Raw genomic sequence first — 23,166 nt, 5'->3', positions numbered from 1 at the left:
TGTTTTATCGTCATCGTGTTTTTTTTTTTTTTATTTTATTTTTCCCCCCCCCCGGGTTCCGGGCTGGGGGGGCCACCCGCCCCCCCGCCCCGGCCCCCACCACCCATCAATGATAGGTGGTGGGCACGCTTCGCTTTGCCCACCCTACGAGAGCGTCAACGCGGTGCGGGCAGTCGTCCGAACACGCTGTCGAGCGCCACGCCGATCGCGAGCAAGCGGCGATCGCTTCCCGCAGGACCATCCAACTCAAGTCCGATCGGCAATTTGCTTGTCGCGCCAAGCGCGATCGGGATCTGGACACCGGGAATGCCGGCATTGCTGCCGGGATCGGTGTTCTGGATGCTCAGGCCGAAATTCTCGAGACTGCTGGCGTCCGGATTGGAGGCAATTGCAACGCGCGGCGTGGTCGGGAAGGCGACGGCGTCGAGCTTGTTGCTGGCAAACGTATTGCCGTAGAGCGCCTGAAGCGCGGGGCGGGCGGTCTTGATTGCGGCGTCATAGATCGGCCTCGCGTCGAACAGCGCGTTGTCGGGGCCGGGCAGTTTTCGCGGGATCACCATGCCATCATAGATGCTTTTCACGTCGGCGCTGGAGATCTTCTCTGCCAGCGCCTCGATGCTGAGGCCGGTCCCGGTGTGCTTGAGATAGGCGACCATGTCGTCATAGGCCTCATACAGCGCGACGGGAAAGCTGACCTGGCCGTTGAGTTCGGCGAGCTCAGGCATCTCGATCTCGACGACCGTGACGCCCTTCGCCTTCGCTTTTGCGATCGCCGTGTGGAACGCGGCTTCCGTATCGGCGTCGAGATTGGTCAGCATCGCGTTCGCGATGCCGATCCGCACCTGCTTCAGATCAGCCGGCGCAACCTCGTCGCCGCCGGCGATCACGCGATCGAGCAGCGCGACATCCGCCATCGTCGCGGCCATGGGCCCCGCGGTGTCGCGGGTGTGCGAGATCGGCGCAATACCCTCTTGCGGATAGCGCCCGACCGTCGGGCGCAACGCGGCGCATCCGTTCAGCGCGGCGGGGACACGGACCGATCCGCCGGTGTCGGTTCCGAGCCCGCCCGTGACGATTCGCGCGCCGAGCGCGGCGCCCGTGCCGGACGAGGAGCCGCCGGCGATCAGCGTGCGGTCATAAGCGTTGCGCACGCCGAACTCCGCGCCGGTCTTGAACGCGGTGTTGTAGCCGGAGATGCCGAAGGCGAGCTCATGCATGCTGGTCTTGCCGATGATGACGGCGCCTGCAGCCCGCAGCTTCGCAACCACCGGTGCGTCAGCATTCGGAATGTAGTCCTTCAGTGCCGGTGTGCCGGCGCTGCAGGGCAGTCCCGCGACCTCGATATTGTCCTTGATCACGATGGGCACGCCGCCGAGCGGCTTTGTCCTGTCGCCCGTCGCGTCGAATGCGGCGGCGGCTTTCAGGGCGCCCGCTTCGTCCAGGGTGACGAAGGCATTGAGCTCGGCATGGGCTTTGGCGCGGCTCAGTGCTTCCGTCGTGAGTGCGGTACTCGTGACTTTCCCGGCGCGCAGGTCGGCGACGGCCTGACTCAGGGTCAACTGGTCCAAATCCATGATGCGTCATCCGATTGCAGGGGCGCCAACAGGGTGCCGCCTAAAGTCCGGAGGCTGAGGCCTCACTGGTGCCGCGTCAACCGTGGGCGTGCATCTTTTGCGTTACCGACGTCGTCAAATTCGTGAGCAGCCGCTCGACCTCGGGCTTCACCTTGGCGATCGCGGTGTCCTTCACTGGTCCGTAGCCGCGGATCTCCATCGGCGCTTTTGCGACGGCAACGAGGTCGGGAAGATGTGCTGCCTCGAGCTGGCCGAGCATGCGTTCGATCAGGCCTTCATACCAGGCGATCAATTCCCGTTCAGTGCGCCGCTCATTCGTGTAGCCGAATGGATCGAACGGCGTTCCGCGTAATCCCTTCAACCGCGCCAGCATGGCGAGCGGCATCTGGATCCACTGGCCGAAAGCGCGCTTGCGCGGACGGCCGCGTGCGTCAGGTTTTGACGGCAGGAACGGCGGCGCGAGATGATATTGGATGCGAAAACCGTCCTCGAACTCGCGCTTCAGCTCGCCGAGGAAGCCGCTCTGCATGTGCAGACGCGCCACCTCGTATTCGTCCTTGTAGGCCATCAGCTTGAACAGGGCGCGCGCGACCGCCTCGGTCAGCACCTCACTGCTCAGAGCGGCTTCGGCCCGGCGGACCCTCGCGACGGTCGCCCGAAAGCGCATCGCATAGGCGGCGTCTTGATAGGCGGCGAGGAAATCGGCGCGGCGATCGATGATCTGATCGAGCGTCTCGGCTTCGAGCGCTTCGTCACTCCCCGGCAAAAACTCCGGATCGGCCGCGGCGATCCGGCCCCAGGCAAAGGCCTGCTTGTTGCGTTCGACCGCGACGCCGTTGAGCTCGATCGCGCGCAGCAGCGCTTGCAGCGCGACCGGCACAAGCCCGTGCTGCCAGGCAAAGCCGAGCATGATGATGTTGGCATAGACGGCATCGCCGAGCAGCCGCTCGGCGAGCGCGTTGACGTTGATGGTGTCGAGATTGTCGTTGCCAATGACTTGTCGGATCGCGCGCAGGCGGGCGGGCGAGGCAAGGTCGGCGTCGCGGAAGCGGACGACGTCGCCGGTCGGCATCTCCGCGGTGTTGATGGCGGCGCGTGTGCCGCGGTGATAGGTGCCGGACGCCTTAGGTGAGGAACTGACGACGAGGTCGCAGCCGATCAGCGCGTCGGCCGCGCCCTGGTCGATGCGGACCTGGTGCAACGCGTCCGGACTTGACGCAAGGCGGATGAAGCTCAGCACGGGACCAAATTTCTGTGCAAAGCCGGTGAAATCCAGCACGGAGACGCCACGCCGCTCCAGATGCGCGGCCATGCCGATCAGCGCGCCGACCGTGATCACGCCGGTGCCGCCGACGCCGGTCACGAGCAAATCGTAGGGACGATCGAGCGTGGCGGGAGCGGGCAGGGGAAGCGTAGCCGCGCGACCGACGGCGTCGGTCTCGCTCGCGGTCTTTTTCCGGCGCGTCGCGCCTTCGACGGTGACGAAGCTTGGGCAAAAGCCGTTGAGGCAGGAAAAATCCTTGTTGCAGGACGAGAGGTTGATCTGGCGCTTGCGACCGAACGGCGTCTCCTTTGGCTCGACACTGAGGCAGTTGGATTCGACCGAGCAGTCGCCGCAGCCTTCGCAGACGAGATCGTTGATATAGGCAAAGCGCCTTGGGTCGGCCATCTGTCCGCGTTTGCGCCGGCGACGCTTCTCGGTGGCGCAGGTCTGCTGATAGATCAGGACGGAGACGCCGGAAATGTCTCGCAGCTCGCGCTGCACGGCGTCCATCTCCTCGCGCGGATGGATGGTCACGCCGATCGGCAGGTCTGCCGGCAAGAACTGCGCGGGATCGTCCGACACCAGCGCGATGCGTCCCACGCCTTCGGCGCGAACGCTGTGGGCGATGGCATGCACGCTGATGGGACCGTCGACCGGCTGGCCGCCGGTCATCGCCACGGCATCGTTGAACAGGATCTTGTAGGTGATGTTGGCCCTGGCGGCGATCGCCTGCCGGATCGCCATCGAGCCGGAGTGGTAGTAGGTGCCTTCGCCGAGATTCTGGAACACGTGCTTGTGGCCGGTGAAGCGTGACGACGCCGCCCAGTTGACGCCTTCGCCGCCCATCTGGATCAGCGAGGAGGTCTCGCGGTCCATCCAGCTCGCCATGAAATGGCAGCCGATGCCGGCTAACGCCTTGGAGCCTTCCGGCACCTTCGTCGACGTGTTGTGCGGACATCCGGAGCAGAAATACGGCGTGCGCGTCGCACCGCTGACGTTGATCGTGCGCGCGGCCTCGGGCATCAAGGCGGCCGCGCGCGCGGCGAGATTGAGGCCTGGGAACATCGGGTCGAGCCGGCGTGCGAGCACGCCAGCAAGCGCACGCGGCGACAATTCGCCGATCCAGGAGATCAGCCGCGCCCCTCGCTCGTCGTGCTTGCCGACCATGCGCTCGGGCTTTGAGCCTGGATAGTCGTAAAAATATTCCTTGAACTGGCTCTCGATGATGCCGCGCTTTTCCTCGACGACGAGGATCTCGCGCTTGCCCTTCACGAAGTCCATCGCGTCATGCAGCGCCAGCGGCCAGACCATGCCGACCTTGTAGACGTCGATCCCGATGTTGCGGCAGGCCGCTTCATCCAGGCCCATCAGCCGCAGGGCCTCCATCAGGTCGAGATGCGCCTTGCCCGTCGTGACGATGCCGTAAGTGGCGTTGGGAATATCGTAGATGTGGCGATCGATCGGATTGGCTTTTGCAAAGGCGTAAACCGCGTGCTTCTTCGCCTCCAGCCGCTCCTCGATCTGGGGGCCCGGCAGGTCGGGCCAGCGATAGTGCAGTCCGCCCGGTGGCGGCGTGAAATCGGGCGTGTTGAAGACGCGTGGCGGGCGCAGCGCGACGGATGCACCTGACTCCACGATTTCCGAAATCGCCTTGAAGCCGACCCACATGCCGGAGAAGCGGCTCAGCGCGTAGCCGTATTCGCCGAACTCCAGATATTCGCTGACGCTTGCGGGGTGCAGCGTCGGCATGAACCAGCTCATGAAGGCGACATCGGACTGGTGCGGCATCGAGGAGGAGACGCAGCCATGGTCGTCGCCGGCGACAACCAGCACGCCGCCACGCGGCGAGGAGCCATAGGCGTTGCCGTGCTTGAGGGCGTCGCCGGAGCGATCGACGCCGGGGCCCTTGCCGTACCAAAGTCCGAACACGCCATCGACTTCGCGATCTGCCTGCGTCTCTACCTGCTGCGAGCCGAGCACTGCTGTTGCCGCGAGGTCCTCGTTTACCGCGGGGAGAAATTCGATGCGATCCCGCTTCAGCCGCTCCTGGATGCGCCAGAGCTCGAGATCGACGCCGCCGAGCGGCGAGCCGCGATAGCCGGAGATGAAGCCGGCGGTGTTCAGCCCGGCGGCGCGGTCGCGCCGCGCCTGGTCGAGCGCGATGCGGACGATCGCCTGCGTGCCCGTGAGGAAGACGCGCCCCTCTTCGCGGTCGTAGCGGTCTGAGAGCTCGTAGCTGTCGAGTGATGGAACGGCGTCCATGGCGGACCTCGTGCGGCATCCTGCCTGATGACGGAAGGGTATGCCGGGGAGGCTGGTAGGTCTTGCCTATTCACCCTGTCTTGATCGATAATTCGGTAAAATTTTGCGGAGGATGGCATAATTCGGTAGAAGTTACCGAATCGGGGGCTTCCATGATTGAAGAGCAGGACGCGCGGATTCTCGCCCATCTCCAGACGGACGGCCGCGCCACCAACCAGCAGCTCGCCGACGAGGTCGGCATGTCCACCTCGGCGTGCTGGCGCCGGGTGCGTGCGCTGGAGGAGGCCGGCGTCATCCAGGGCTATGCCGCGCTGATCGCGCGCGAGCAGGCGGGCTTTGCGATGTCGGCCATCCTGCATGTCTCGCTGGAGCGGCACGATGCCAAATTCGTCGACGAGTTCGTCGCGCGGGTGACCACGCGGCGCGAAGTGCTGGAGTGTTTCGCGACCACGGGCGACGCCGACTATCATTTGCGCGTCGTCGTGCAGGACATGGCGGCCTACAACAGATTCCTCGACGAGTTCATGTTCCGCATTCCCGGCATCCGCTACGTCCGCAGCAACGTGGTGCTGAAGGAGATCAAGACGAGTGTGGCGCTGCCGTTTTGATTGCGCGGGAAGTGCCGTGGTGCCGTAGGGTGGGCAAAGGCGCGCTTGCGCCGTGCCCACCATCTCGCCTCCATTACGAATGCGGTGGGCACGCTTCGCTTTGCCCACCCTACGGCACTGTTGATTTCGCGGCGTATACAACTCTATCTCCTCACCCTGAGGAGGCCGCGCAGCGGCCGTCTCGAAGGGCGAGGCCACAGTCGGGCCTTCATCCTTCGAGACGCTTGCTTCGCAAGCTCCTCAGGATGAGGACTACCGCTGCTCCCGCACAAACCTGTTCCGCAACGTCCCTACGCCCGTGATGTCGATCTCCACCACGTCGCCGTGCCCGATGTCAGGCGAGGCGCCGTCCGTGCCCATCCAGATCACGTCGCCGGGCCACAGCGTGAAGTACTTGGTCAGCTCGACCAGGAACGGCACCACGCCGAAGATCATGTCGTTGGTGTAGAAGCGGTTGGTCTCCTTGCCGTTGACCCGGACGACGGTTTCCATTTTCGCCAGATTGGCCTCGGTTTCGATCCAAGGGCCCATCGGCTTGAACGTGTCGGCGTTCTTCGAGCGCCACAGGCTGCGGTCGGCCTTCTGCCAGCTGCGTTCGCTGACGTCGTTGCCGATGGTGTAGCCGAACACGCAATCCATCGCATTCTGCTTGGTGAGATGCTTCACCTTCTTGCCGATCACGACGACGAGCTCGCCTTCATAGTGGATCTTGTCCGTCGCAAAGGACGGGATCACGACGTCCTCGTCATGCGCGATCAGCGCGTTCTGGGCGCGGTAGCCGATCTCGGGTCTATCAGGGACGGCCGGCACCTCGCCGCGCTTGTCGGCGGCTTCCTTCAGGTGCTTCAGATAGTTCAAGCCGACGCAATAGAAGGTGCGCGGGATTAGCGGCTGCTCGATCCGAACTTGTGCCAGCGGATGCGTGCGCGAGGTGCGCTGCCATTCGCCAAAGGGATCGCCGTCGACCGCGATCACCTGGTCGCCCTCGACAATTCCCCAGGAGGTCTTGTCCGAGACAGTGAATCTCAGCCAGCGCATGCTCTGTCCTCGTTGTTATTCCGCGGCATCGCGCGGCTGCACCTTCCAGGCGCCGGCCGCGGGCCGCTTCAGCCCGAGATTTTCGCGGAGTGTCTTGCCCCGATACTCCTTCTGGAACAAGCCGCGCCGTTGCAGCTCCGGCACGACGTGTTGCACGAAGTCCGCATAGGAGCCGGGCACATAGGTCGCGGCGATGACAAAGCCGTCGCAGCCACGCTCGACGAACATCTCTTCCAGTCTGTCCGCAATCTCCTTGGGACCGCCGACCATGGCGTCGTGGACCTGGCCGCGGCCGGAAAAGGTGACGAAGTCGCGCGCGCTCGGATTGCTCTTGCCGGAATTCTTCAGCACGCCGTCGCGGAGGCCCAGAATGCCCTGCATGCTCTTCAGATCGTCCGTCGTCAACGGCTCGTCGAGGTCCTTGGAGGCGAAGTCGTAATTGAGCGCTTCGGCAAGTAGCGACAGCGCGTCGATCTCGAGCGGCAGTTTGTTGATCAGCGCCATCTTGTCCTCAGCCTCGGCCCTGGTCGCGGCGCAGACCGGCGTCGTCAAATTGCAAAGGCGCATCTGATCGGGATCGCGGCCAGCCTTGGCTGCCTCGTTTCGAACGGCGGCATAACCTTCCTTGGCACCAGCGAGATTGCGCGCGGCCGTGAAGATCACCTCGCCCCAATGGCCGGCAAAGCGTTGGCCGCGGCCGGATGCGCCGGCCTGGATGATGACGGGATGGCCCTGGTCCGAGCGCGGGACCGTGAAGGGACCACGGGACTTGAAGGCCGCCCCCTTGTGATCGAGCCGCTTCACCTTGGCCGGATCGGCAAAACGGCCGCTCTTCTTGTCCATGATGAGCGCGCCGTCTTCCCAGGTGTCCCAATGCCCGAGCACGACCTCCATGAATTCGTCGGCGCGGTCGTAGCGCGAATCATGTTCGGGATGGGAATCGCGACCCATGTTGAGCGCCTCGCCGTCATTGAGCGAGGTGACGACGTTCCAGCCCGCGCGCCCGCCGGACATCAAATCGAGGGTCGCGAAGCGGCGGGCGACGTCGAACGGCTCGTAATAGGTGGTCGAGCAAGTGGCGCCGAGGCCGAGCTTGTCGGTGACCATGCCCATCGTGGTCAGCACGATCAGCGGATCCATCTTCACGCAGCGGATGCCGTATTCGACGGTGTGGGCATGATCGTTGCCGTAGCGGTCCGGCATCGCCAGCCGATCGTCGAAGAACGCCATGTGGAACTTGCCGGCTTCGAGGATCTTGGCGATCTCCTGATAATAGTCCGCCGACATCGAATCGTCGCGCGAGTCCGGATGCCGCCACGAGCTCGGCAAATTCGTGCAGTTCTGCGCCTGGAGGAAGCCGACCAGTACCATCTGCCGCGTCATGCTGTTCTCCCAAATTCCGTCAGGCCAGATCAAGGACGGTGTCGAGCCGGTACTCGCGCGCCAGCGCGCGCAGCTTTTCCCAGGTCGCATCCTCGATCTCGATGCCGTCGCGCAGGCGTTGCTGCTCGCGCAACCCCTCGATCTCGCCGGGATAGTACACGCCCTTGCTGCCTTCGGAGGGCGGCGTCGATTTCAGATAGTGCGCGAATTCGGCGACCTCGCGCTTGAATTCCTTCAGCGGACGGAACGCGGCGACGTTGAACACCGCCATGAAGCATCCGTCATTGTGACGTCCGGTCGGTTCGACGCCGAAGCCGAGACCGGTCAGCAGGCCGCACAGCACCTCGACCATGGCGGCGAGGCCGCTGCCCTTGTAGCCCTCGGTGCCGCCGAGCGGCAGCAGCGCGCCGCCCTTGCGATATTGCGTGGGGTCGGTGGTGTGCCGTCCCTCGGCATCGATGATCCACCCCGTCGGAATCTCCTCGCCGCGGGCGACCGCGAGCTGGATCTTGCCGGCCGCAACCGCCGAGGTTGCCATGTCGAGATAGAACGGCGCATCCAGATCGGACGGCACCGCGATCGAGATCGGGTTGGTGCCGAGCCTAGCCTCCTTGCCCCCGAACGGCGCCACGTGCTTTGGCGAGCGGCCGGAATCCGCCGTCGCAATCCCGATCATGCCTTCGCGCATCGCCATCAACGGATAGGCGGCGAGGCGACCGACATGGCTTTGCCGGAATACGGTGCAGGCGGCAACGTTCGCCGTCTTCGCCTTCTCGATCGTCAGCGCCATCGCCTTGGCGTTGACGTGGAAGCCGAACCCCCACTGGCCGTCGATCACCGTCGTGGTCGGCGATTCCTGGACGATGGTCCATTTGGCGCCGGGCACGATGTGGCCGGCCTTGATGCGGTCGATGTAGGTCGGAACCGCGATCACACCGTGGGAGTCGTGACCGGCGAGGTTGGCGTTGACGCAGCCTGTGGCCACCGCATCGGCCTCTTCGTCGGAAGCTCCGGCGGCACGGAGCAGCGCGGCGCTGATGAGCGTGAGGCGGTCGGTCTTGACGACGGGCATGGCGTTCCCTCGGCATTCTGCCCTTAACGGGCTGCTTGTTGGGAGCCATCGTCTCAAAGCGTGGGAGCGATATCAATCTCCCGTAAACCAATACAGGGCTGCAAAATCGTAAAGAGAGCGCGCCTTCGTCGAAGAATCCTCCCGTGCGGCGGCATTCCCGACAGTTTGGCGCCGGCCGTTCGCAGCTCATTCACTTTGATCGCGGGTTTGCAGCGCGCAATAACGACCACTTAGGCCGTCGCCGTTCATAAAGCACCCGGGAGAATTAGGCAGAAATGCCCGGGAGCTGAGACCGTGCAGACGACCCTCGCGCGCACCTTTGCAGCGTTGAGCGCCATCAACGAAGCGATCCTTTACGCGAAATCGCCGGACGAGCTGTACCAGAAGGTCTGCGACGCCGGGTTTTCGAGCGGAGACTTTTTGGCCGTTGCGGTTTTCCTGGTGGGGCCGGATGGCCGGCGGCTGTGCTTTGCGGCCGGTTGCGGCGATGACATTGCGCGGCTGCGTTCGCTCGAGATCACGACCGACTCCGGCACGCCCGAGGGAGCGGGTGTCGGCGGCGAAGCCTTTCGCAATCAGAAGCTGAGCATCAGCAACGACTACCTGAATGATCCTCGCTCGCTGGCGTGGCGCGAGGGCGCAGCCAAGGCCCACATCGGCGCGGCGGCTGCGCTGCCGCTGCTCTGCAACGGCAAGAGCGTCGGCGTGCTGTATGTGACCCGCAGGGAAGCCGGCTCACTGAACGAGCAGATGGTGTCGCTGTTCGAGCGCATGTCGGCCAACATCTCCTATGCGCTGGACAATTTCGCGCGCGAGACCGCGCGGCAGACCAGCGAGCTCGCGACGCGGCGGCTCAACCGCATGTTCGGCGCGCTCAGCGCGACCAACGAAGCCATCCTGCGTGCGAAGACCGAGCGGGAATTGTATCAGCTCGTGTGCGACGCCTCGGTGCACGGCGGCAAGTCGCTGGCGACCTTCGTTCTGCTGAAAGAGCAGGACTCGCATTGGCTGAAGCCTGTCGCCGGCACCGGCGAGAATCTGGAGATCGTGGCCCGGACCCACTACTCCGTCGACCCCGAGAATCCCTATGGTCGCGGCATTTCCGGCGAGGTGTTTCGAACCCAGAAGCCCCATGTCGAACGTGATCTCGCGCGTCGCACCAGGGGAACGCCGTGGGAGCAGGCCAATCTCAACACGGGTGTTGCCGCCTGCATCGCGGCCCCCCTGATCCGGAACGGCGAGAGCATCGGCGTCATCCTGTCCTTCCTCAGCAAGTCCTGGGCGAAGGATGAGGGGGTCGTCGCGCTCATGCTGCGCATCGCCGAGAACGTCTGCTTCGCGATCGACAATTTCGACCGTGAGGCCGAGAAGGCGCGGATCGCCGAGGAGGAAGACCGCCTGGCGCGCATGTACGCGGCACTGAGCGCGACCAATGAGGCGATCCTGCGCGCACGCTCGCGGGCCGAGCTCTTCGACCTCGTTTGCGAAGCGACGGCGAAAGGCGCCAAGTTCACCTCGGCCAACATCGCGCTCGTCGATCACGATGCCGAGCTGCTTCGCGTCGTTGCTTGCTACGGGCCGAACGCGGATATGGTCCGAAATTTCAAATTCTCCACGTCCGACCAGGTGCCTGAAGGCCGAGGGCTGACGGGAACCGCTTTCCGCACGCGCCAGCCCTGCCTCAGCAACGACGTGCTGTCCGACGACAGGATCAAGCCCTGGCAGGCCAATGCCCGCCGCAACGGCATCGGCTCCTCCGCGGCGCTGCCGCTGTTCAATGGCGACAGGGTCGAAGGCGTCTTCCTCTTCAACTCGCCGGAACGCGGCACGTTCACGCCAGAATTCGTCGAGCTGCTGCAACGGCTCCAGGCCAATGTCGCCTTCGCGCTCGAGAACTTCGATCGCGCCGACGAGAAGGCGAAGGCCGAGATGCAGCGCAACCGTCTTCGGGGCATGTTGGAGGCGCTGAGCGCGACCAACGAAGCGATCATGCGCGTGAAATCCCGCGCCGAGTTGTTCGAAGCCGTGTGCGAGGCCGCCGTGCTCGGCGGAACGTTCTCATCTGCCACCATCGCCTTGGTCGATCCGACGGCGCGCTTTCTCGACATCGTCGTCACCAAGGGCGAGTGTCGCAGTCACGTCGAGAACTGGCGTTTCGCGACGTCCGCCGATGAGCCCGAAGGACGGGGGCTCGCCGGCACCGCATTTCGCACCAAGGCACCCTGCGTCGCGAACGAGCTCCTCACGGACGTTCGTGCGACGCACTGGCGTCGAATCGCGCGGGATCAAGGGACGAAATCCGGCGGCTGCTTCCCGCTGCTGAAGAACGGCACCGATGCCGTCGGCGTCCTTCTGTTCCTTTCGCCGGACGAAGGCACCTTCACGCCTGACCTCATCCAGTTGCTGGGGCGCCTCGCGGAGAACGTCTCCTTTGCGCTCGACAATTTCGCCCGGGCCGAGGAGCGGTCACGGGCCGAGGCGCAGAAGGAGCGCCTGACGCGCATGTTCGCCGCGCTGAGCGCCACCAATGAGGCGATCGTGCGGGCCAAGTCGCGCACCGAGCTGTTCGAGCTGGTGTGTCAGGCCGCGTCCACCGGCGGCAAGTTCACATCGACGACCATTGCGCTGGCCAAAGCCGACAGCGACCAGCTCGCGATCGTCGCGGCCGCAGGGCCGTCTGCCGAAACCACGAGGAACGTTCGCCTCTCCATCGACGCCGACCGGCCCGAGGGGCGCGGCATGAGCGGCACCGCGTTCCGCACCCGGCAGCCCTGTGTCAGCAACGACTATGTCAACGACAGCCGTGTGAGCGCCTTCCACGCCGTCCTGCAAGGCGACGGCGCGCGCTCCGGCGCGGCGTTCCCGCTGATCACGCACGGCCAGCCCGTCGGCGTCATGATCTACATGTCGACCGAGCAGGAGACCTTCACGGCCGAGTTCGTCGAGCTGTTGCAGCGCCTCGCCGACAACGTCTCCTTCGCGATGGAGAATTTCGATCGCGCCGACGAGAAGAACGAGGCCGACGAGCGGATCGAATACCTCGCCTCGCATGACAGCCTGACCGACCTGCCGAACCGCGAGACCTTCAACGGGCTGTTGCGGGAGGCGATCGACGAAGCTCAGCGCCACGATCATCGTTTCGCGGTGTTGTTCATCGATCTCGACCGCTTCAAGGTCATCAACGATTCGCTCGGCCATGAGGCCGGCGATCTGCTCCTGCTCGAAGTGGGGAGCCGACTGCGCGGCGCGCTGCGGGAAACCGACGTTGTCGCACGCCTTGGCGGCGACGAGTTCGTGGTGATCCTCGACCAGTGCGGTGAGATCGACGATGTCCAGCGCATCGCGACCGGGCTTCTCGTGGCGCTCGCCGAGCCCATGGAGCTGGCCGGCCACGAATGCCACACCACGGCCTCGATCGGCATCGCGATGTATCCGGCCAACGGCTCCGACGTTCAGACGCTGACCAAGAACGCCGACATGGCGATGTATCTCGCCAAGGAGGACGGCAAGAACGGCTATCGCTTCTTCTCCAAGGAGGTGAAGACGCAGTCGATCGAGCGGCTGTCGCTCGAGAGCGCGTTGCGCCGGGCGTTGGAGCGCGAGCAGTTCTCGCTGAACTACCAGCCCAAGGTGGACATGGAGACCGGCCAGATCACCGGCGTGGAAGCGCTGCTGCGCTGGACGCACCCGGATCTCGGCAGCATCTCGCCGGCCCAATTCATTCCGCTTGCGGAAGAGACCGGGCTGATCGTGCCGATCGGCCGCTGGGTGGTGAAAGAGGCCTGCGCGCAGGCCATGGCCTGGCAGCGTCGTGGCCTGTTGCCGGTGTCGATGGCGGTCAACCTGTCGCCGCGGCAGTTTGTCGACGAACATCTGTTGCAGGACGTCGACGAGGCGCTGGCGGCGTCCGGCATGTCGCCGGTACTGCTCCAGCTCGAGGTCACCGAGAGCATGATGATGCGCAATGTCGGTCGTGCGCTGAAGGTGCTCGACGCCATCCAGAGCCGCGGCATCCGCCTCGCCATCGACGATTTCGGCACCGGCTATTCGTCGATGTCGCTGATGAAGCATTTTCCGATCGACACCATCAAGATCGACCGCTCCTTCGTGCGCGACCTGCCGCAGGATTCGGAGGACCAGGCGATCGCGCAGGCGATCATCAGCATGGGCAAGGCGCTCGGCATGACCGTGGTCGCCGAAGGCGTCGAGAACGCCGAGCAGGAAGCGTTCCTGCGCGCCCATGGCTGCGACGAGATGCAGGGCTTCCTCATCTCCAAGCCGGTGCCGGCGCGGCAGATGGCCGAGCTGCTGCGGCCGATGGAGCTGCCTGTCGCGCCGCCGCTCCAGCCGGAGCCTGACCTCGCTGCGACCGAAGCCGCGGCGTTACGGCTGAAACGCGCTGTCATCTGACGGCTGCGGGTGCAGTTCGCGGACGTTGTCTTGCTTGATGTCCGCTTTGCGCGGAAAATCATCCGGCCAGGGCTGCGAGGTTTGCTCGGCGAACAGCTCAAGGAGGGCATGCGCACCTTCGGCAAAGCTTGAGCCGTCGCCGAGGCCCAGCTCACAACACCAAACCTGTCGCATCGGCTCGTGCGCGTCGACCACCGCCATCGCCGGTCCCCACCACCAGGCCGGTGCGGGCGAGCGTTCGTCCTCCGGCACGGCGTGCCATAGGACGAGCTCGTCCATCACGCGCTCGAATTGCAGGCTTGCGGCCTGATGCATTCGCTCCGTGCTCCCTGGGCCGCGCCTGAAAGCAGGCCGATGCCCGGACTCGATCGTGGCCTTCGCTGTGAAGAACAGGCTCGCGCTATTGGCGGAGCCTCACATGCCGCTTCCATTGGCGGCCATAAGAGCAACATGCGGCGGTCGGGACATGCGCCGCCGCCGGCTGTGATCATCTCTTTAGCCGCTCGGGGGCCCGACCGGCAAGCCGTAATACGGGTGTCTAGCGCGTCCTGAGCGGATGCGCTGTCTGGTGCCAGGCCCAGGCAGTCCGGATCACCGTCGGCAGGTCGGAATGGCGCGGCACGAAGTTCAGCACTTTTCGCGCGGCAGAGGCATCGGCGACCAGATAAGTGGGATCGCCGGCGCGACGCGGCTTCATGGTGTGCGGCACCTCGCGCCCGGTCTCCTGCCTGATGGCGTTCAGGATCTCGCGGACCGAAAAGCCGGAGCCGGTGCCCAGATTGAAGCTGCCGCCGGCATGTCCCGTTTCCAGGAGCTTCAGTGCTGCGACATGCGCCGCAGCGAGGTCGGTGACGTGGATGTAGTCGCGGATCGCGGTGCCGTCCGGCGTGTCGTAGTCGTCGCCGAACACGGCGAAGTCGACATGGCCCTGGAGCGCCATCATGGCGCGCGGAATGAGATGCGTTTCGTTGTCACGCAATTCGCCGATGCCGCCGGCCGGGTCGGCGCCGCTGGCGTTGAAATAGCGCAGGCAGAATGCGCCGAAGCCATAGGCTGCGCGATAATCGGCGAGCATGCGCTCGATCATCCATTTCGACGCGCCGTAGGGATTGATCGGCGCGCAGGGGAAGTCCTCCGGCAGCTCCTTGGAATCGGCGTTGCCGTAGACGGCGCCGGTCGAGGAGAACACGATGCGCTGGCAGCCTGCGTTGCGCATCGCCTGCAGCAGCGACAGCGTGCCCTGGACGTTGTTGATGTAGTATTTCTGCGGGTCGGTCATGGACTCGCCGACGAGGCTTGCCGCCGCGAAATGCATCACCGCCGTGACCTTGTGGTCGGCGAAGGCGCGCGCCAGCGCGGCGCCGTCGAGCAGGTCGCCCGTCACCAGCGGACCGGCGACGAAGCTGCGATGACCTGTCGAGAGATTGTCATAAACGACGGGCTGATAGCCGGCGGCAGACAGTGCGCGGCAGGCATGCGAGCCAATATAGCCCGCGCCCCCTGTGACGAGGACGGTCGGTCGGTCGGTCATGTCGTCTTCTACTCTTCTCTCAGCGATTGGAAGGCCGTTTGCGGCTGAAGAGAAGATAGAGCGCACGAGGGTTGGTGGTCAAATAGCGCCAGAGCAGGCGGCGCGGCTCGAGCCATGTGCGCCAGGCCCATTCGAGTCCGATCTTCTGCATCCACTGCGGCGCGCGGGACCGGCTGCCCGATAAAAAGTTGAACAAGCCGCCGGATGTCTTGATAACGCCAACATTGGTCAGCAGCGGCGTGTATTGCTCGACGAATGCCTGCTCGTTGGGCACGCCGAGCGCGACCCAGAGGTAATCCGGCGCGAGCGCGTTGATCTCCTCGACTTTCGCGCGCAGGGCGTCGCCGCGCAGATAGCCGTGGCTGTACCCGACGATCTTGAGGTTCGGATACAGCCGCTGGACATTCGCGACCGCCGCGGCGTTCTCTTCCTCGCTGGCACCGAACATGTAGAAAGTGCGGCCGACGGCTTCGGCCTTGCGCGCGACCACGTGGAACAAATCGGTGGTGGCGACGCGCTCCGGCAGCGGAAACCAGGATTGCAGCTTTGACGCCGCGACCAGCGGCTGGCCATCGGCGTTGATGAGGTCGGCGCCGCGGAACAGGCGTTCGGTCTCCGGTTCGGTCGAGCAGCGCGCCAACACCTCGCCATTGGCCGAGGTCAGGTGCAGCGGACGGCCGATGCGATGTCTGGGATCGGTGGCCTCGATCATGAAATCGGCAGTTGCTTCCAGGTCGAGCGCGGCCATGCGAAGGCCGCCGATAGTGATCCGCGGCACGTCGGCGGTTGCGGCCCGGCCGTCCAGATTGACGCGGCGCTCAAGCATATTGTCTGCCTCGCTGGCGCGCTTGAGTTGCGGGGGTGAGCTCGTCGAGCACGACGCCGACGAGCTTGCGCTCGGCGCGGCCGAGCGTGTTCAGGATTTCTTCCAGGCCGTCGTTGATGTCGAGGCTGGTCGGCAGCACTGCCACCAGCGCGTCGGCGTCGTCGAGCAGCTTGCGGCTGGCTGCACCAAGCGGCGTCACGGGGCCGTCGAGGATCACGAGATCGTAGCCGCCGGCGGCGCGCGCCTGCTCGATGGCCTTGCGCATGGCCTCAGTCGCCTTGCCGGCATCGCCGTCGGCGGCCGGCAGCACCGAGATGCCGTTGACCGTCTTGATCTCGCGCGAGGCCTTGCTGCCGATCGAGAGCCAGCCGAGCCGGCTTGGCTCGCTCTTGCCGGGGCGGCTCACCTTGTTCGAGAGCGAGTGTGCCTGATGGTCGGCATCGATCATCAGCACGCGGGCGCCGTCGCGCGCGGCCGCGAGTGCGAAATTCAGCGCGGTCACGCTGCGCCCGGTGGTCTCGCCCGCGCCGACCAGCGCGATGACCGGCATGGCCTTGCCGCCGGCACGCCCGGCCACGGCAGTGCGCATGTCGCGCCAGGCGTTGAGCAGCGTCGTCAGCGGAAAGCCGGGGCGGAGCGTCGGCCAGCCCAGCCGGGTCAGATCGACGCCGCCACCGGTGGCGAGGATGGCGCCGAGCGTGTGAATGACGTCGGCCTCCTGGAGGCGCGCGATCAGCGGCTTTCCGATCAGCGTGTTTTCGTCCATCTCAGGCTGCAGCGATGGCGCGGCTAGCTCCGGTAGAGATTGCGCAATTTCCGGAGCTCGCGGAGCCGGCTGCGGCTGGGCTGCTTCCGGTGTCCGCGAAATCTCCGGCGCTCGCGGAGCCCGCGGTGCCGGCGTGCGCTCACGACGGGCCGGTGTGGGCGCTGCCGGCGCGGTCGCACCGGCGGACAGCAGCTCGGCCGCGACGAACCAGCTTGCAGCAGCGAGCGCACCGAAGATGAAGCCGATCATGGCAAACATGCTCATCGCCGGCGGGAACGAGCGCCGCTGCGGCACGGTGGCTTCGCCGATGACGCGGGCCGCCGAGGTGTTCAGGGTCTCCTGCTCCTCGGTCTCGCGCGAGCGCTTGAGGAAGGACTGATAGACGTCGCGGCTTGCATCGGCCTCGCGTTCGAGCTCGCGCAGGCGCACGGCGGCCTGGCTGAGCTGAACGCTCTGCCGCTTCTGCGCTTCCAGGGCCCGGTTGAGCGAGGCTTCAAAGTCGCGGGCGCGTGTCAGATCGTTCTTGGCGGACTGCGCGAAGCGATCGATCTCTTCGTTGATGGTGCGCTTGAGATCCTCGACCTGCTTCTCGGTCTGGCGCAGCGCCGGATGCCGCGGGCCGAGCTCGCCGGCCTGCTCCGCATATTTCTTGCGGGCGTCGGCATATTGCGCGCGCAGGTTTGCGATGGTAGGCGATTGCAGCGCTTCCGAATTCGCGCCGGCATCGGCAGCGGTGCGCCGGCTCGCTTCGATCTGGTCGAGCCGCGCCTGTGCGTCCATCGTCGCCGCGCGGGCCGCGGAAAGCCGCTGGTTGCTGGCGGAGAGCTGCTGGTCGCTGATCAGCGCGTCCTGGGTGCCGACGAAATTGTTCTGGGCCTTGTAGGTGGCGAGCGCGGTCTCGGCACTGCGCAGCCGCTCGCGCAACTCCTTGAGGCGGCCGGAGAGATCGTTGGTGGCGCGTCGCGCGGCCGAAGCCTGCGAGTTGCGGGATTCGGCGAGGTAGGCATTTGTCAGCGTGTTGGCGAGCATCGCCGCTTTCGCCGGATCGGTCGACCAGACCTCGATGTCGACGATGAAGCTCTTCTCGGTCTTGCGGACCGTGATGTGCCTGTTCAGCGCGTCGAGCGCCGCGAGCTGCACTTCCTTCGTCTCCGCGGCGGAGGGCGCGCGGGGCTGAAGGCCGATCAGGCCGAGCAGCGACGACATCAGGCTCCTGGCGTCACCGCCGCCGCCGAATTCGGGATCCTTGTCCAGATTGGCCTGCTGGATCACCTGGAGCAGCACGCTGTTCGAGGTAATCAGGCGCGCCTGGCTCTCCACCACCATGGCCATGCCGGAGACGTCCTGCGCGCGCGGCGTGAGCTCGCGATCGACGAGCTGAAGCTCGCGCGGGTCGACATAGAGCTGGGCGGTGGCGGTGTAGCGGGGCGTCACGCTCTTGCCCGCGGTGACGGCAAGCGTCGCGCCGAGGAGCGCGGCAGCGGCAATCGCGATCTTTCGCCGCCAGAGCAGATTGACGAGCTCCAGCACGTTGAAGCCGGCTTGAGGCCTCTGCTGCGGGGCCTCCGGTCCGGCCCGATCTATCGGCTGGTTGTAGTCAAGCATAGTCCCCAGCTTTCATTCCAACGACCGCGGGCTGAGGGGTTACTCTTCGCTTTACGCCACGCACCCGGGATATAGATGCCCAATCAACGCAACAGGGAAAATTAACCATACTCATTGAGGGACTATTCACCGAAATGGCAAACAAAGCGTTTAAGCGCATGCCACTCTTCGACGCGTCGCGATGACGCTGAGGTCCCCAAGGAATTAACGGTTCGTTACCGCGCGCAGCGATGCCGCAAGGCTTCGCTCGTCCCGCGATGGACCGCGCGCGTGCCATGATCGTCAGCGCTTCCTCAGAATGACGTGGTAATCACCGCGGCGAACGTCGATCCTGCCCGGCAGCACGGCGTTCATCACGGCGGCGCCGGCATCGACCAGAGCGGCGAACAGCGGCTTGCGCCGGCGCATCTCGGGATAGCGCGGACTCTCGACCTCGCGGCGGTAGATCATCTCGAGGCCGTTGGCCGCGGCGAATGTTTCGAGCCGCGGCAGCGTCACCAGCGGATGGAAGAAGGTCGGGAACGGCGGCTCGCCGGGCAGGCCGGCATCCTTGATGCCTCGGATATTCCGGTAGAACCAGACATGAAACCAGTGCGGCGAGTATTTGGTGACGACGCCCGACAGCGAGCGCGGATTGGGTGCGCCGATCAGGATCATTCCACCGGGCTTGAGTGCGTCGCGGAAATTCAGGAGCGCGGCATCGACATGGGGCAGATGCTCGATCACGTTGTAGCAGATCACCAGATCGAAGGTTTCGCGTCCAAAGCTGTAAGTCTGCACGTCGCCTAGGATCGCCTCGTCGGCGTAAGTGTTGTTGCGGACCTGATCCTCGTCGATGTCGACGACGGTGACCTTGCTGCGGTTGAGCAGCTCCGGTGGCAGAACACTGCACGAGCCGCCGCCGGCCTCATAGGTGGCGAGCTGGCCCTGCGGCAGCTCGCGGCGGAGCACGTCGTGGACGGCGAGCAGGCTGTCGCGGGCTTCGCCGGGGACCAGATCGTGCAGCGCCTGGGTGCGTGCCGTGGCCGTTGGGATTTGGATCGCCGTGGCTGTCGCGAAATCGATCGAGGCTGGCTTGTTCATTTTTTCTGACCGCGCTTGTTCGACTCAAATTTACAGGAAAAATCTCGCATGCCCGAAGAGCAAATCCGGTGCCGGGCCGCTTCACCGGTCGCGGTGCTTACGGTCGGGTTAATGCGGGCAGGCGTTAACTACGGCATTGTCCATGTTGCGCTGTTGTGCGCGTGATGGACTGCGAATTGCACTATCACGTATGCAGGGACTTGCAGGAGAAACGCGCAAAAGCGGTTAAGTGTATGGAGGGCGGGAGATCGGCGGCGTTGCGCCGTCGCGAGCCTCGGGCCCGCCGTTCATTTTGGGGCTGATATGTCCCGCGGCGATGTGCCGTCGCAGGACAGCGCCGATTGCTGCGCGATTGACGCAGGGCTTTTTCAATACATATCGGACATCTAGGATGCCATGACGCTGATCCCGACAGACCTTTCCGCCAGCCGGATCTCGGATGCCGTGCGCGATCCCAACCGGGAGATCGCGGCGAGCTCCCGCGTCATCGACCTGTCGGTCGGCATCGTCGTCTGCATTCCATGCTTCCGCCGCCCGCACCATCTGCGGCTGACGCTGGACTCGCTCGCGAGCCAGCGCACGCCGCGCTCCTTCGCGGTGGTCATGGTCGAGAACGACGCGGTGGGGCGCGAAAGCACGCCGGTTGCCGCGGAGTATCTGGCCGACGACCGGCTCCAGGGCGTTTGCCTGGTCGAGAAACGGCAGGGCAATTGCCAGGCGATCAACGCCGCCTTCGAGACGGCCCAGGCGCTGTTTCCGGCCGCGACCCGCTTCCTGATGATCGACGACGACGAGATCGCCTCGCCCGACTGGCTCGAGCTGATGGTTCGCACCGCGGAGGCGACCGGCGCCGACGTGGTCGGCGGGCCGGTGCTGCCGGTCTTCGACGACGACAGCAAGCCCTGGCTGGCACGTCATCCCGCCTTCTGCCCCGCATATGATTACAGCGGCGCGGTGCCGCTGATCTATGGCTGTGGCAACTGCCTGATCACGCGCGCGGCGTTCGAGCGGTTCGATCGTCCCGCCTTCGACCTGCGCTTCAATTTCCTCGGCGGCGGCGATTGCGATTTCTTCGTGCGGTGCCGCGATGCCGGCATGATCTTCCACTGGACGGCAGAGGCGGTCATCACCGAGACCGTGCCGCAAAGCCGCACCAGCCTCGGCTGGATCGCCAAGCGCAGCCTGCGTATTGGCGCTATCAATTATCGCGTGCAGTACAAGGCCGCACAGAGCGCAGGCGCGCGGGCGCGGGTGTTCGCGCAGATGCTAGGACGGCTGCCGCTGTCGCTGGTGCGCTCGGCCCGTCTGCTCGCGACATCGAAGGCCGTCGTCGCCATGCATCCCGCGCTGGTCGCGCTTGGCTCAATGCTCGCGGCGCTCGGCTTCGCTCCGAAGCCCTATGAGGCCTCGAAAATCGTGTCGTGACGCGGGTTAGATGCCCAAACGGGCGAGGGCGACCCTGACCGCGGCGCGGGGCAGCGATTTGAGCGAGCGCCGGCCGACCATCCCGAGATAAGCCAAGGCGTCGCGATATCTGCCGAAGCGGACCGCCTGCATCGCCGAATAGGTGACGAGATGGACCTCGGCGGCCTGGCGCAGCCCGGCCGCCGTACCCTCGGGCAGTCTCGCCAGGATCAGCCCATCGTCGAACACCCGCGCGATCGCAGGGAAGAAGTCCTTCGGCGTCCGCACCGCCGCATTCATGGTGTTGGCGGTGTGCAGGCGATAGTCGAGCAGGAGCTTTGGTGCGAACTCGAACTCGCCGATAGCGGCGAGGCGGCACCAGCAATGCCAGTCCTCGCAATATCTGAGGGACGTGTCGAAGCCGCCGATGGCGCGGAACGCCTCCGCACGTGCGAGCGCGATGCCGCCATTGACGATGAAATTGCCGGCCGCGAGCCGCGCCAGCACGTCGCCTGACGGCTTGCGGCGTCCCTTCAGCAGGCCCCGCCGGCCAATCTGCCGTCCTTCGCTGTCGATCGTGTTGTAGTCGCCGTAGACGAGAACCGCGCGCGGAGCACCGCGGGCCGCCGCCAGCAGCGCCGCCACCGCGCCGGGGCGCAGGCGGTCGTCGGCATCGAGGAAGAGCAGCCATTCGCCGCTCGCATATCGTGCGCCGAGATTGCGCGCGGCGGATACGCCGGCGGAGTCGTTGGTCATCAGGCGCAGCCGCGGGTCACGAATGGCGCGGACAATGGCCGTGGTGGTGTCGCTCGAGCCGTCGTCGACGACGATCACTTCGGTGATCTCGCCTTGCGCCAGTGCGCTGGCGAGGGTTTCGCCGATATAGGCCGCAACGTTCTTGGCGGGAATGACGACGGACACCGATGTGGTTGAGCCGGCCGGCAGCGGGAGACGCGGCGCCGGAACGACGCGCGAGGTAGCCGGCAAATCGAGAACATCTTCGGCAGTGATCAGGGCCACGGCTCGCCTTTAAGGGTCTGTTAACCAGGGCGCATCTGCCGACTGGCATTGCGATCAATCGCGACATTGGCCCGCCGCGAATGATACTCGCATTACGGCCAAATCGTTGTCGCGAAGGCCTGCGTGTTTCTGGTTTCGTAGATTAGCGTTAAGCCGCGGGCATTAAGCCTGTCGCAAATTTGGAAGAGTGCGACAGCGGGTCCCATGCGAGAATGCGGACCTGTTTGCCGCGGATGGATCTAGTGCCCGCAAAGACGTTCGAACACGACCCCGATGCCATGGTCCTCAACCTCTTCTACGAGGACAAGGACGATCGCTGGTTTCCCGGCGACCGGCATCTGCGGCGCATGGCGCGCCGGATGCTGCTCGGTGAGCCGCGCATGAGCGGGCAGCTTCGCGTGTTCCTCAATCTCTGCGCAGGGCTCGACCGGCTCGGCATCCGCTACCGCGTCAACGATTACGGCTACATCGCGCAGCATCCCGACGAACTCGCCTGCATCATCGGTCGCACCTTCCTGCTCGACAAGTTCGCGTGGAAGAATCCGATCCTGCTCGGCGTCGCCGCCCACAATCATCCGCTGGACGATCCTGATCTGTTCAAGCGGCTGCCGGTGAAGAAGGTCGTGGTGCCCGGCCCTTGGTACGTCGACATGTACCGGCCGTACTGGCCCGACACGGAGGCCTGGCCGATCGGCATCGACACGGATCTCTGGGCGCCGTCGGCGCCGTCGCAAAAGACCGTCGACGTCCTGATCTACGACAAGGTCCATTGGGACCGCGAGCGCTATGCGCCGGAGCTGATCGAGCCCGTCCGCGCCCGGCTCCTCAAGGAGGGCCGCTCGTTCACGGAATTGCGCTACGGCAGCTACAAGGAAGAAGACTATCAGGCCGCGCTGGCGTGCTCGCGCGCGATGATCTTCCTGTGCCAGAACGAGAGTCAGGGCATCGCCTATCAGCAGGCTCTGTCCTGCGGCGTGCCGGTATTCGCCTGGGATCCCGGCGGCCCGTGGCGTGACCCGGATTATTATCCGCACCGCGTCCGGTTCGCACCGGTGTCGTCGGTGCCGTATTGGGACAACCGCTGCGGCGCCAAGTTCATCGACATCGCGGGGTTCGAGGCTGGCTGGGACCGTTTCTGGGCCGGCTGCACCGCTGATGCGTTCGATCCGCGCGGCTTCGTGCTCGACAATCTCACGCTGGAGCAGCGGGCGCTGCAATATTACGAGATCGCGCGCAGCATCGTGCGGCCGCAGGCGGCAACGCAGGCCTCGGCCCTATTGGTTGACGGATGCTTAACAAGGATGGGCTAGACTCAAAGCG

General features: G+C 65.2%; 15 protein-coding genes. 4 read left to right on the top strand and 11 right to left on the bottom strand.

Going from position 1 to position 23,166, the window contains the following annotated elements; translation table 11 throughout:
- Positions 1-155 precede the first annotated feature (155 nt).
- Positions 156-1,574: an indoleacetamide hydrolase gene (iaaH, locus tag AC0L3X_RS20105; RefSeq protein WP_063985661.1), complete on the bottom strand. Its 1,419-nt coding sequence runs from the start codon at positions 1,572-1,574 to the stop codon at positions 156-158.
- A gap of 76 nt (positions 1,575-1,650) precedes the next feature.
- On the bottom strand, positions 1,651-5,100 hold the full coding sequence (locus AC0L3X_RS20100; RefSeq protein WP_283017737.1) for an indolepyruvate ferredoxin oxidoreductase family protein: 3,450 nt from the start codon (positions 5,098-5,100) through the stop codon (positions 1,651-1,653).
- A 152-nt stretch (positions 5,101-5,252) separates the two neighbouring features.
- Here AC0L3X_RS20100 and AC0L3X_RS20095 point away from each other — a divergent pair, with 152 nt between their 5' ends.
- Entirely contained in the window at positions 5,253-5,708 is a 456-nt protein-coding gene (locus tag AC0L3X_RS20095) for an Lrp/AsnC family transcriptional regulator (protein ID WP_014491864.1), read from the top strand.
- A gap of 252 nt (positions 5,709-5,960) precedes the next feature.
- Here AC0L3X_RS20095 and AC0L3X_RS20090 read toward each other — a convergent pair whose 3' ends face one another.
- Genes AC0L3X_RS20090 through AC0L3X_RS20080 form a run of 3 tightly spaced genes read right to left on the bottom strand, consistent with a single transcriptional unit; the run spans position 5,961 to position 9,201 of the window.
- Positions 5,961-6,746, bottom strand: coding sequence for a fumarylacetoacetate hydrolase family protein (locus tag AC0L3X_RS20090; RefSeq protein ID WP_473316706.1), 786 nt, complete (start codon positions 6,744-6,746; stop codon positions 5,961-5,963).
- Positions 6,747-6,761: 15 nt separating this feature from the next.
- Positions 6,762-8,129 carry an LLM class flavin-dependent oxidoreductase gene (locus tag AC0L3X_RS20085; RefSeq protein ID WP_028147946.1) on the bottom strand — a complete coding sequence of 456 codons (1,368 nt, stop codon included), beginning with the start codon at positions 8,127-8,129 and terminating at the stop codon, positions 6,762-6,764.
- A gap of 19 nt (positions 8,130-8,148) precedes the next feature.
- Entirely contained in the window at positions 8,149-9,201 is a 1,053-nt protein-coding gene (locus AC0L3X_RS20080; protein WP_063985658.1) for an Ldh family oxidoreductase, read from the bottom strand.
- 294 nt (positions 9,202-9,495) lie between these two features.
- On the opposite strand from AC0L3X_RS20080, the gene AC0L3X_RS20075 reads away from it, so the two are divergent.
- Entirely contained in the window at positions 9,496-13,611 is a 4,116-nt protein-coding gene (locus tag AC0L3X_RS20075) for a bifunctional diguanylate cyclase/phosphodiesterase (protein WP_063985657.1), read from the top strand.
- Here AC0L3X_RS20075 and AC0L3X_RS20070 read toward each other — a convergent pair.
- The 5 genes from AC0L3X_RS20070 to AC0L3X_RS20050 all read right to left on the bottom strand — a co-directional run bounded on the left by AC0L3X_RS20070 (position 13,585) and on the right by AC0L3X_RS20050 (position 19,422).
- On the bottom strand, positions 13,585-13,926 hold the full coding sequence (locus AC0L3X_RS20070) for a hypothetical protein (protein WP_063985656.1): 342 nt from the start codon (positions 13,924-13,926) through the stop codon (positions 13,585-13,587). The two genes, AC0L3X_RS20075 and AC0L3X_RS20070, sit on opposite strands and share 27 nt — an antisense overlap.
- 223 nt (positions 13,927-14,149) lie before the next feature.
- Positions 14,150-15,142, bottom strand: coding sequence for a UDP-glucose 4-epimerase GalE (galE, locus tag AC0L3X_RS20065; RefSeq protein ID WP_028147948.1), 993 nt, complete (start codon positions 15,140-15,142; stop codon positions 14,150-14,152).
- Positions 15,143-15,161: 19 nt separating this feature from the next.
- A complete protein-coding gene (locus AC0L3X_RS20060) occupies positions 15,162-15,968 on the bottom strand; it encodes a WecB/TagA/CpsF family glycosyltransferase (RefSeq protein ID WP_063985655.1) in 807 nt (268 codons plus the stop codon).
- On the bottom strand, positions 15,961-18,339 hold the full coding sequence (locus tag AC0L3X_RS20055) for an exopolysaccharide transport family protein (protein WP_354098018.1): 2,379 nt from the start codon (positions 18,337-18,339) through the stop codon (positions 15,961-15,963). Before AC0L3X_RS20055 ends, AC0L3X_RS20060 begins: the two co-directional genes overlap by 8 nt.
- 282 nt (positions 18,340-18,621) lie before the next feature.
- The gene (locus AC0L3X_RS20050) at positions 18,622-19,422 is read right to left on the bottom strand and encodes a class I SAM-dependent methyltransferase (RefSeq protein WP_063985653.1); all 801 of its coding nucleotides are present in this window, start codon (positions 19,420-19,422) and stop codon (positions 18,622-18,624) included.
- Positions 19,423-19,818: 396 nt separating this feature from the next.
- Between AC0L3X_RS20050 and AC0L3X_RS20045 the strand changes: the two genes are divergently transcribed.
- A complete protein-coding gene (locus tag AC0L3X_RS20045) occupies positions 19,819-20,847 on the top strand; it encodes a glycosyltransferase family 2 protein (RefSeq protein WP_063985652.1) in 1,029 nt (342 codons plus the stop codon).
- Positions 20,848-20,853: 6 nt separating this feature from the next.
- Here AC0L3X_RS20045 and AC0L3X_RS20040 read toward each other — a convergent pair whose 3' ends face one another.
- On the bottom strand, positions 20,854-21,840 hold the full coding sequence (locus AC0L3X_RS20040; protein ID WP_038942514.1) for a glycosyltransferase: 987 nt from the start codon (positions 21,838-21,840) through the stop codon (positions 20,854-20,856).
- Positions 21,841-22,088: 248 nt separating this feature from the next.
- On the opposite strand from AC0L3X_RS20040, the gene AC0L3X_RS20035 reads away from it, so the two are divergent.
- Positions 22,089-23,156 carry a glycosyltransferase gene (locus AC0L3X_RS20035; RefSeq protein WP_063986713.1) on the top strand — a complete coding sequence of 356 codons (1,068 nt, stop codon included), beginning with the start codon at positions 22,089-22,091 and terminating at the stop codon, positions 23,154-23,156.
- The last annotated feature ends 10 nt before the right edge of the window (positions 23,157-23,166 follow it).

The organism is Bradyrhizobium sp. MI1.7 (genome assembly GCF_055811795.1).
The sequence above is the reverse complement of the archived record's forward strand: the minus strand, read 5'-3'. Positions and strand labels throughout refer to the sequence as shown.

Excerpts from the sequence above, each read along its gene's own strand:
- iaaH (WP_063985661.1), bottom strand. The coding sequence starts at position 1,574 with ATGGATTTGGACCAGTTGACCCTGAGTCAGGCCGTCGCCGACCTGCGC.
- AC0L3X_RS20100 (WP_283017737.1), bottom strand. The coding sequence starts at position 5,100 with ATGGACGCCGTTCCATCACTCGACAGCTACGAGCTCTCAGACCGCTAC.
- AC0L3X_RS20095 (WP_014491864.1), top strand. The coding sequence starts at position 5,253 with ATGATTGAAGAGCAGGACGCGCGGATTCTCGCCCATCTCCAGACGGAC.
- AC0L3X_RS20090 (WP_473316706.1), bottom strand. The coding sequence starts at position 6,746 with ATGCGCTGGCTGAGATTCACTGTCTCGGACAAGACCTCCTGGGGAATT.
- AC0L3X_RS20085 (WP_028147946.1), bottom strand. The coding sequence starts at position 8,129 with ATGACGCGGCAGATGGTACTGGTCGGCTTCCTCCAGGCGCAGAACTGC.
- AC0L3X_RS20080 (WP_063985658.1), bottom strand. The coding sequence starts at position 9,201 with ATGCCCGTCGTCAAGACCGACCGCCTCACGCTCATCAGCGCCGCGCTG.
- AC0L3X_RS20070 (WP_063985656.1), bottom strand. The coding sequence starts at position 13,926 with ATGCATCAGGCCGCAAGCCTGCAATTCGAGCGCGTGATGGACGAGCTC.
- galE (WP_028147948.1), bottom strand. The coding sequence starts at position 15,142 with ATGACCGACCGACCGACCGTCCTCGTCACAGGGGGCGCGGGCTATATT.
- AC0L3X_RS20060 (WP_063985655.1), bottom strand. The coding sequence starts at position 15,968 with ATGCTTGAGCGCCGCGTCAATCTGGACGGCCGGGCCGCAACCGCCGAC.
- AC0L3X_RS20055 (WP_354098018.1), bottom strand. The coding sequence starts at position 18,339 with ATGCTTGACTACAACCAGCCGATAGATCGGGCCGGACCGGAGGCCCCG.
- AC0L3X_RS20050 (WP_063985653.1), bottom strand. The coding sequence starts at position 19,422 with ATGAACAAGCCAGCCTCGATCGATTTCGCGACAGCCACGGCGATCCAA.
- AC0L3X_RS20045 (WP_063985652.1), top strand. The coding sequence starts at position 19,819 with ATGACGCTGATCCCGACAGACCTTTCCGCCAGCCGGATCTCGGATGCC.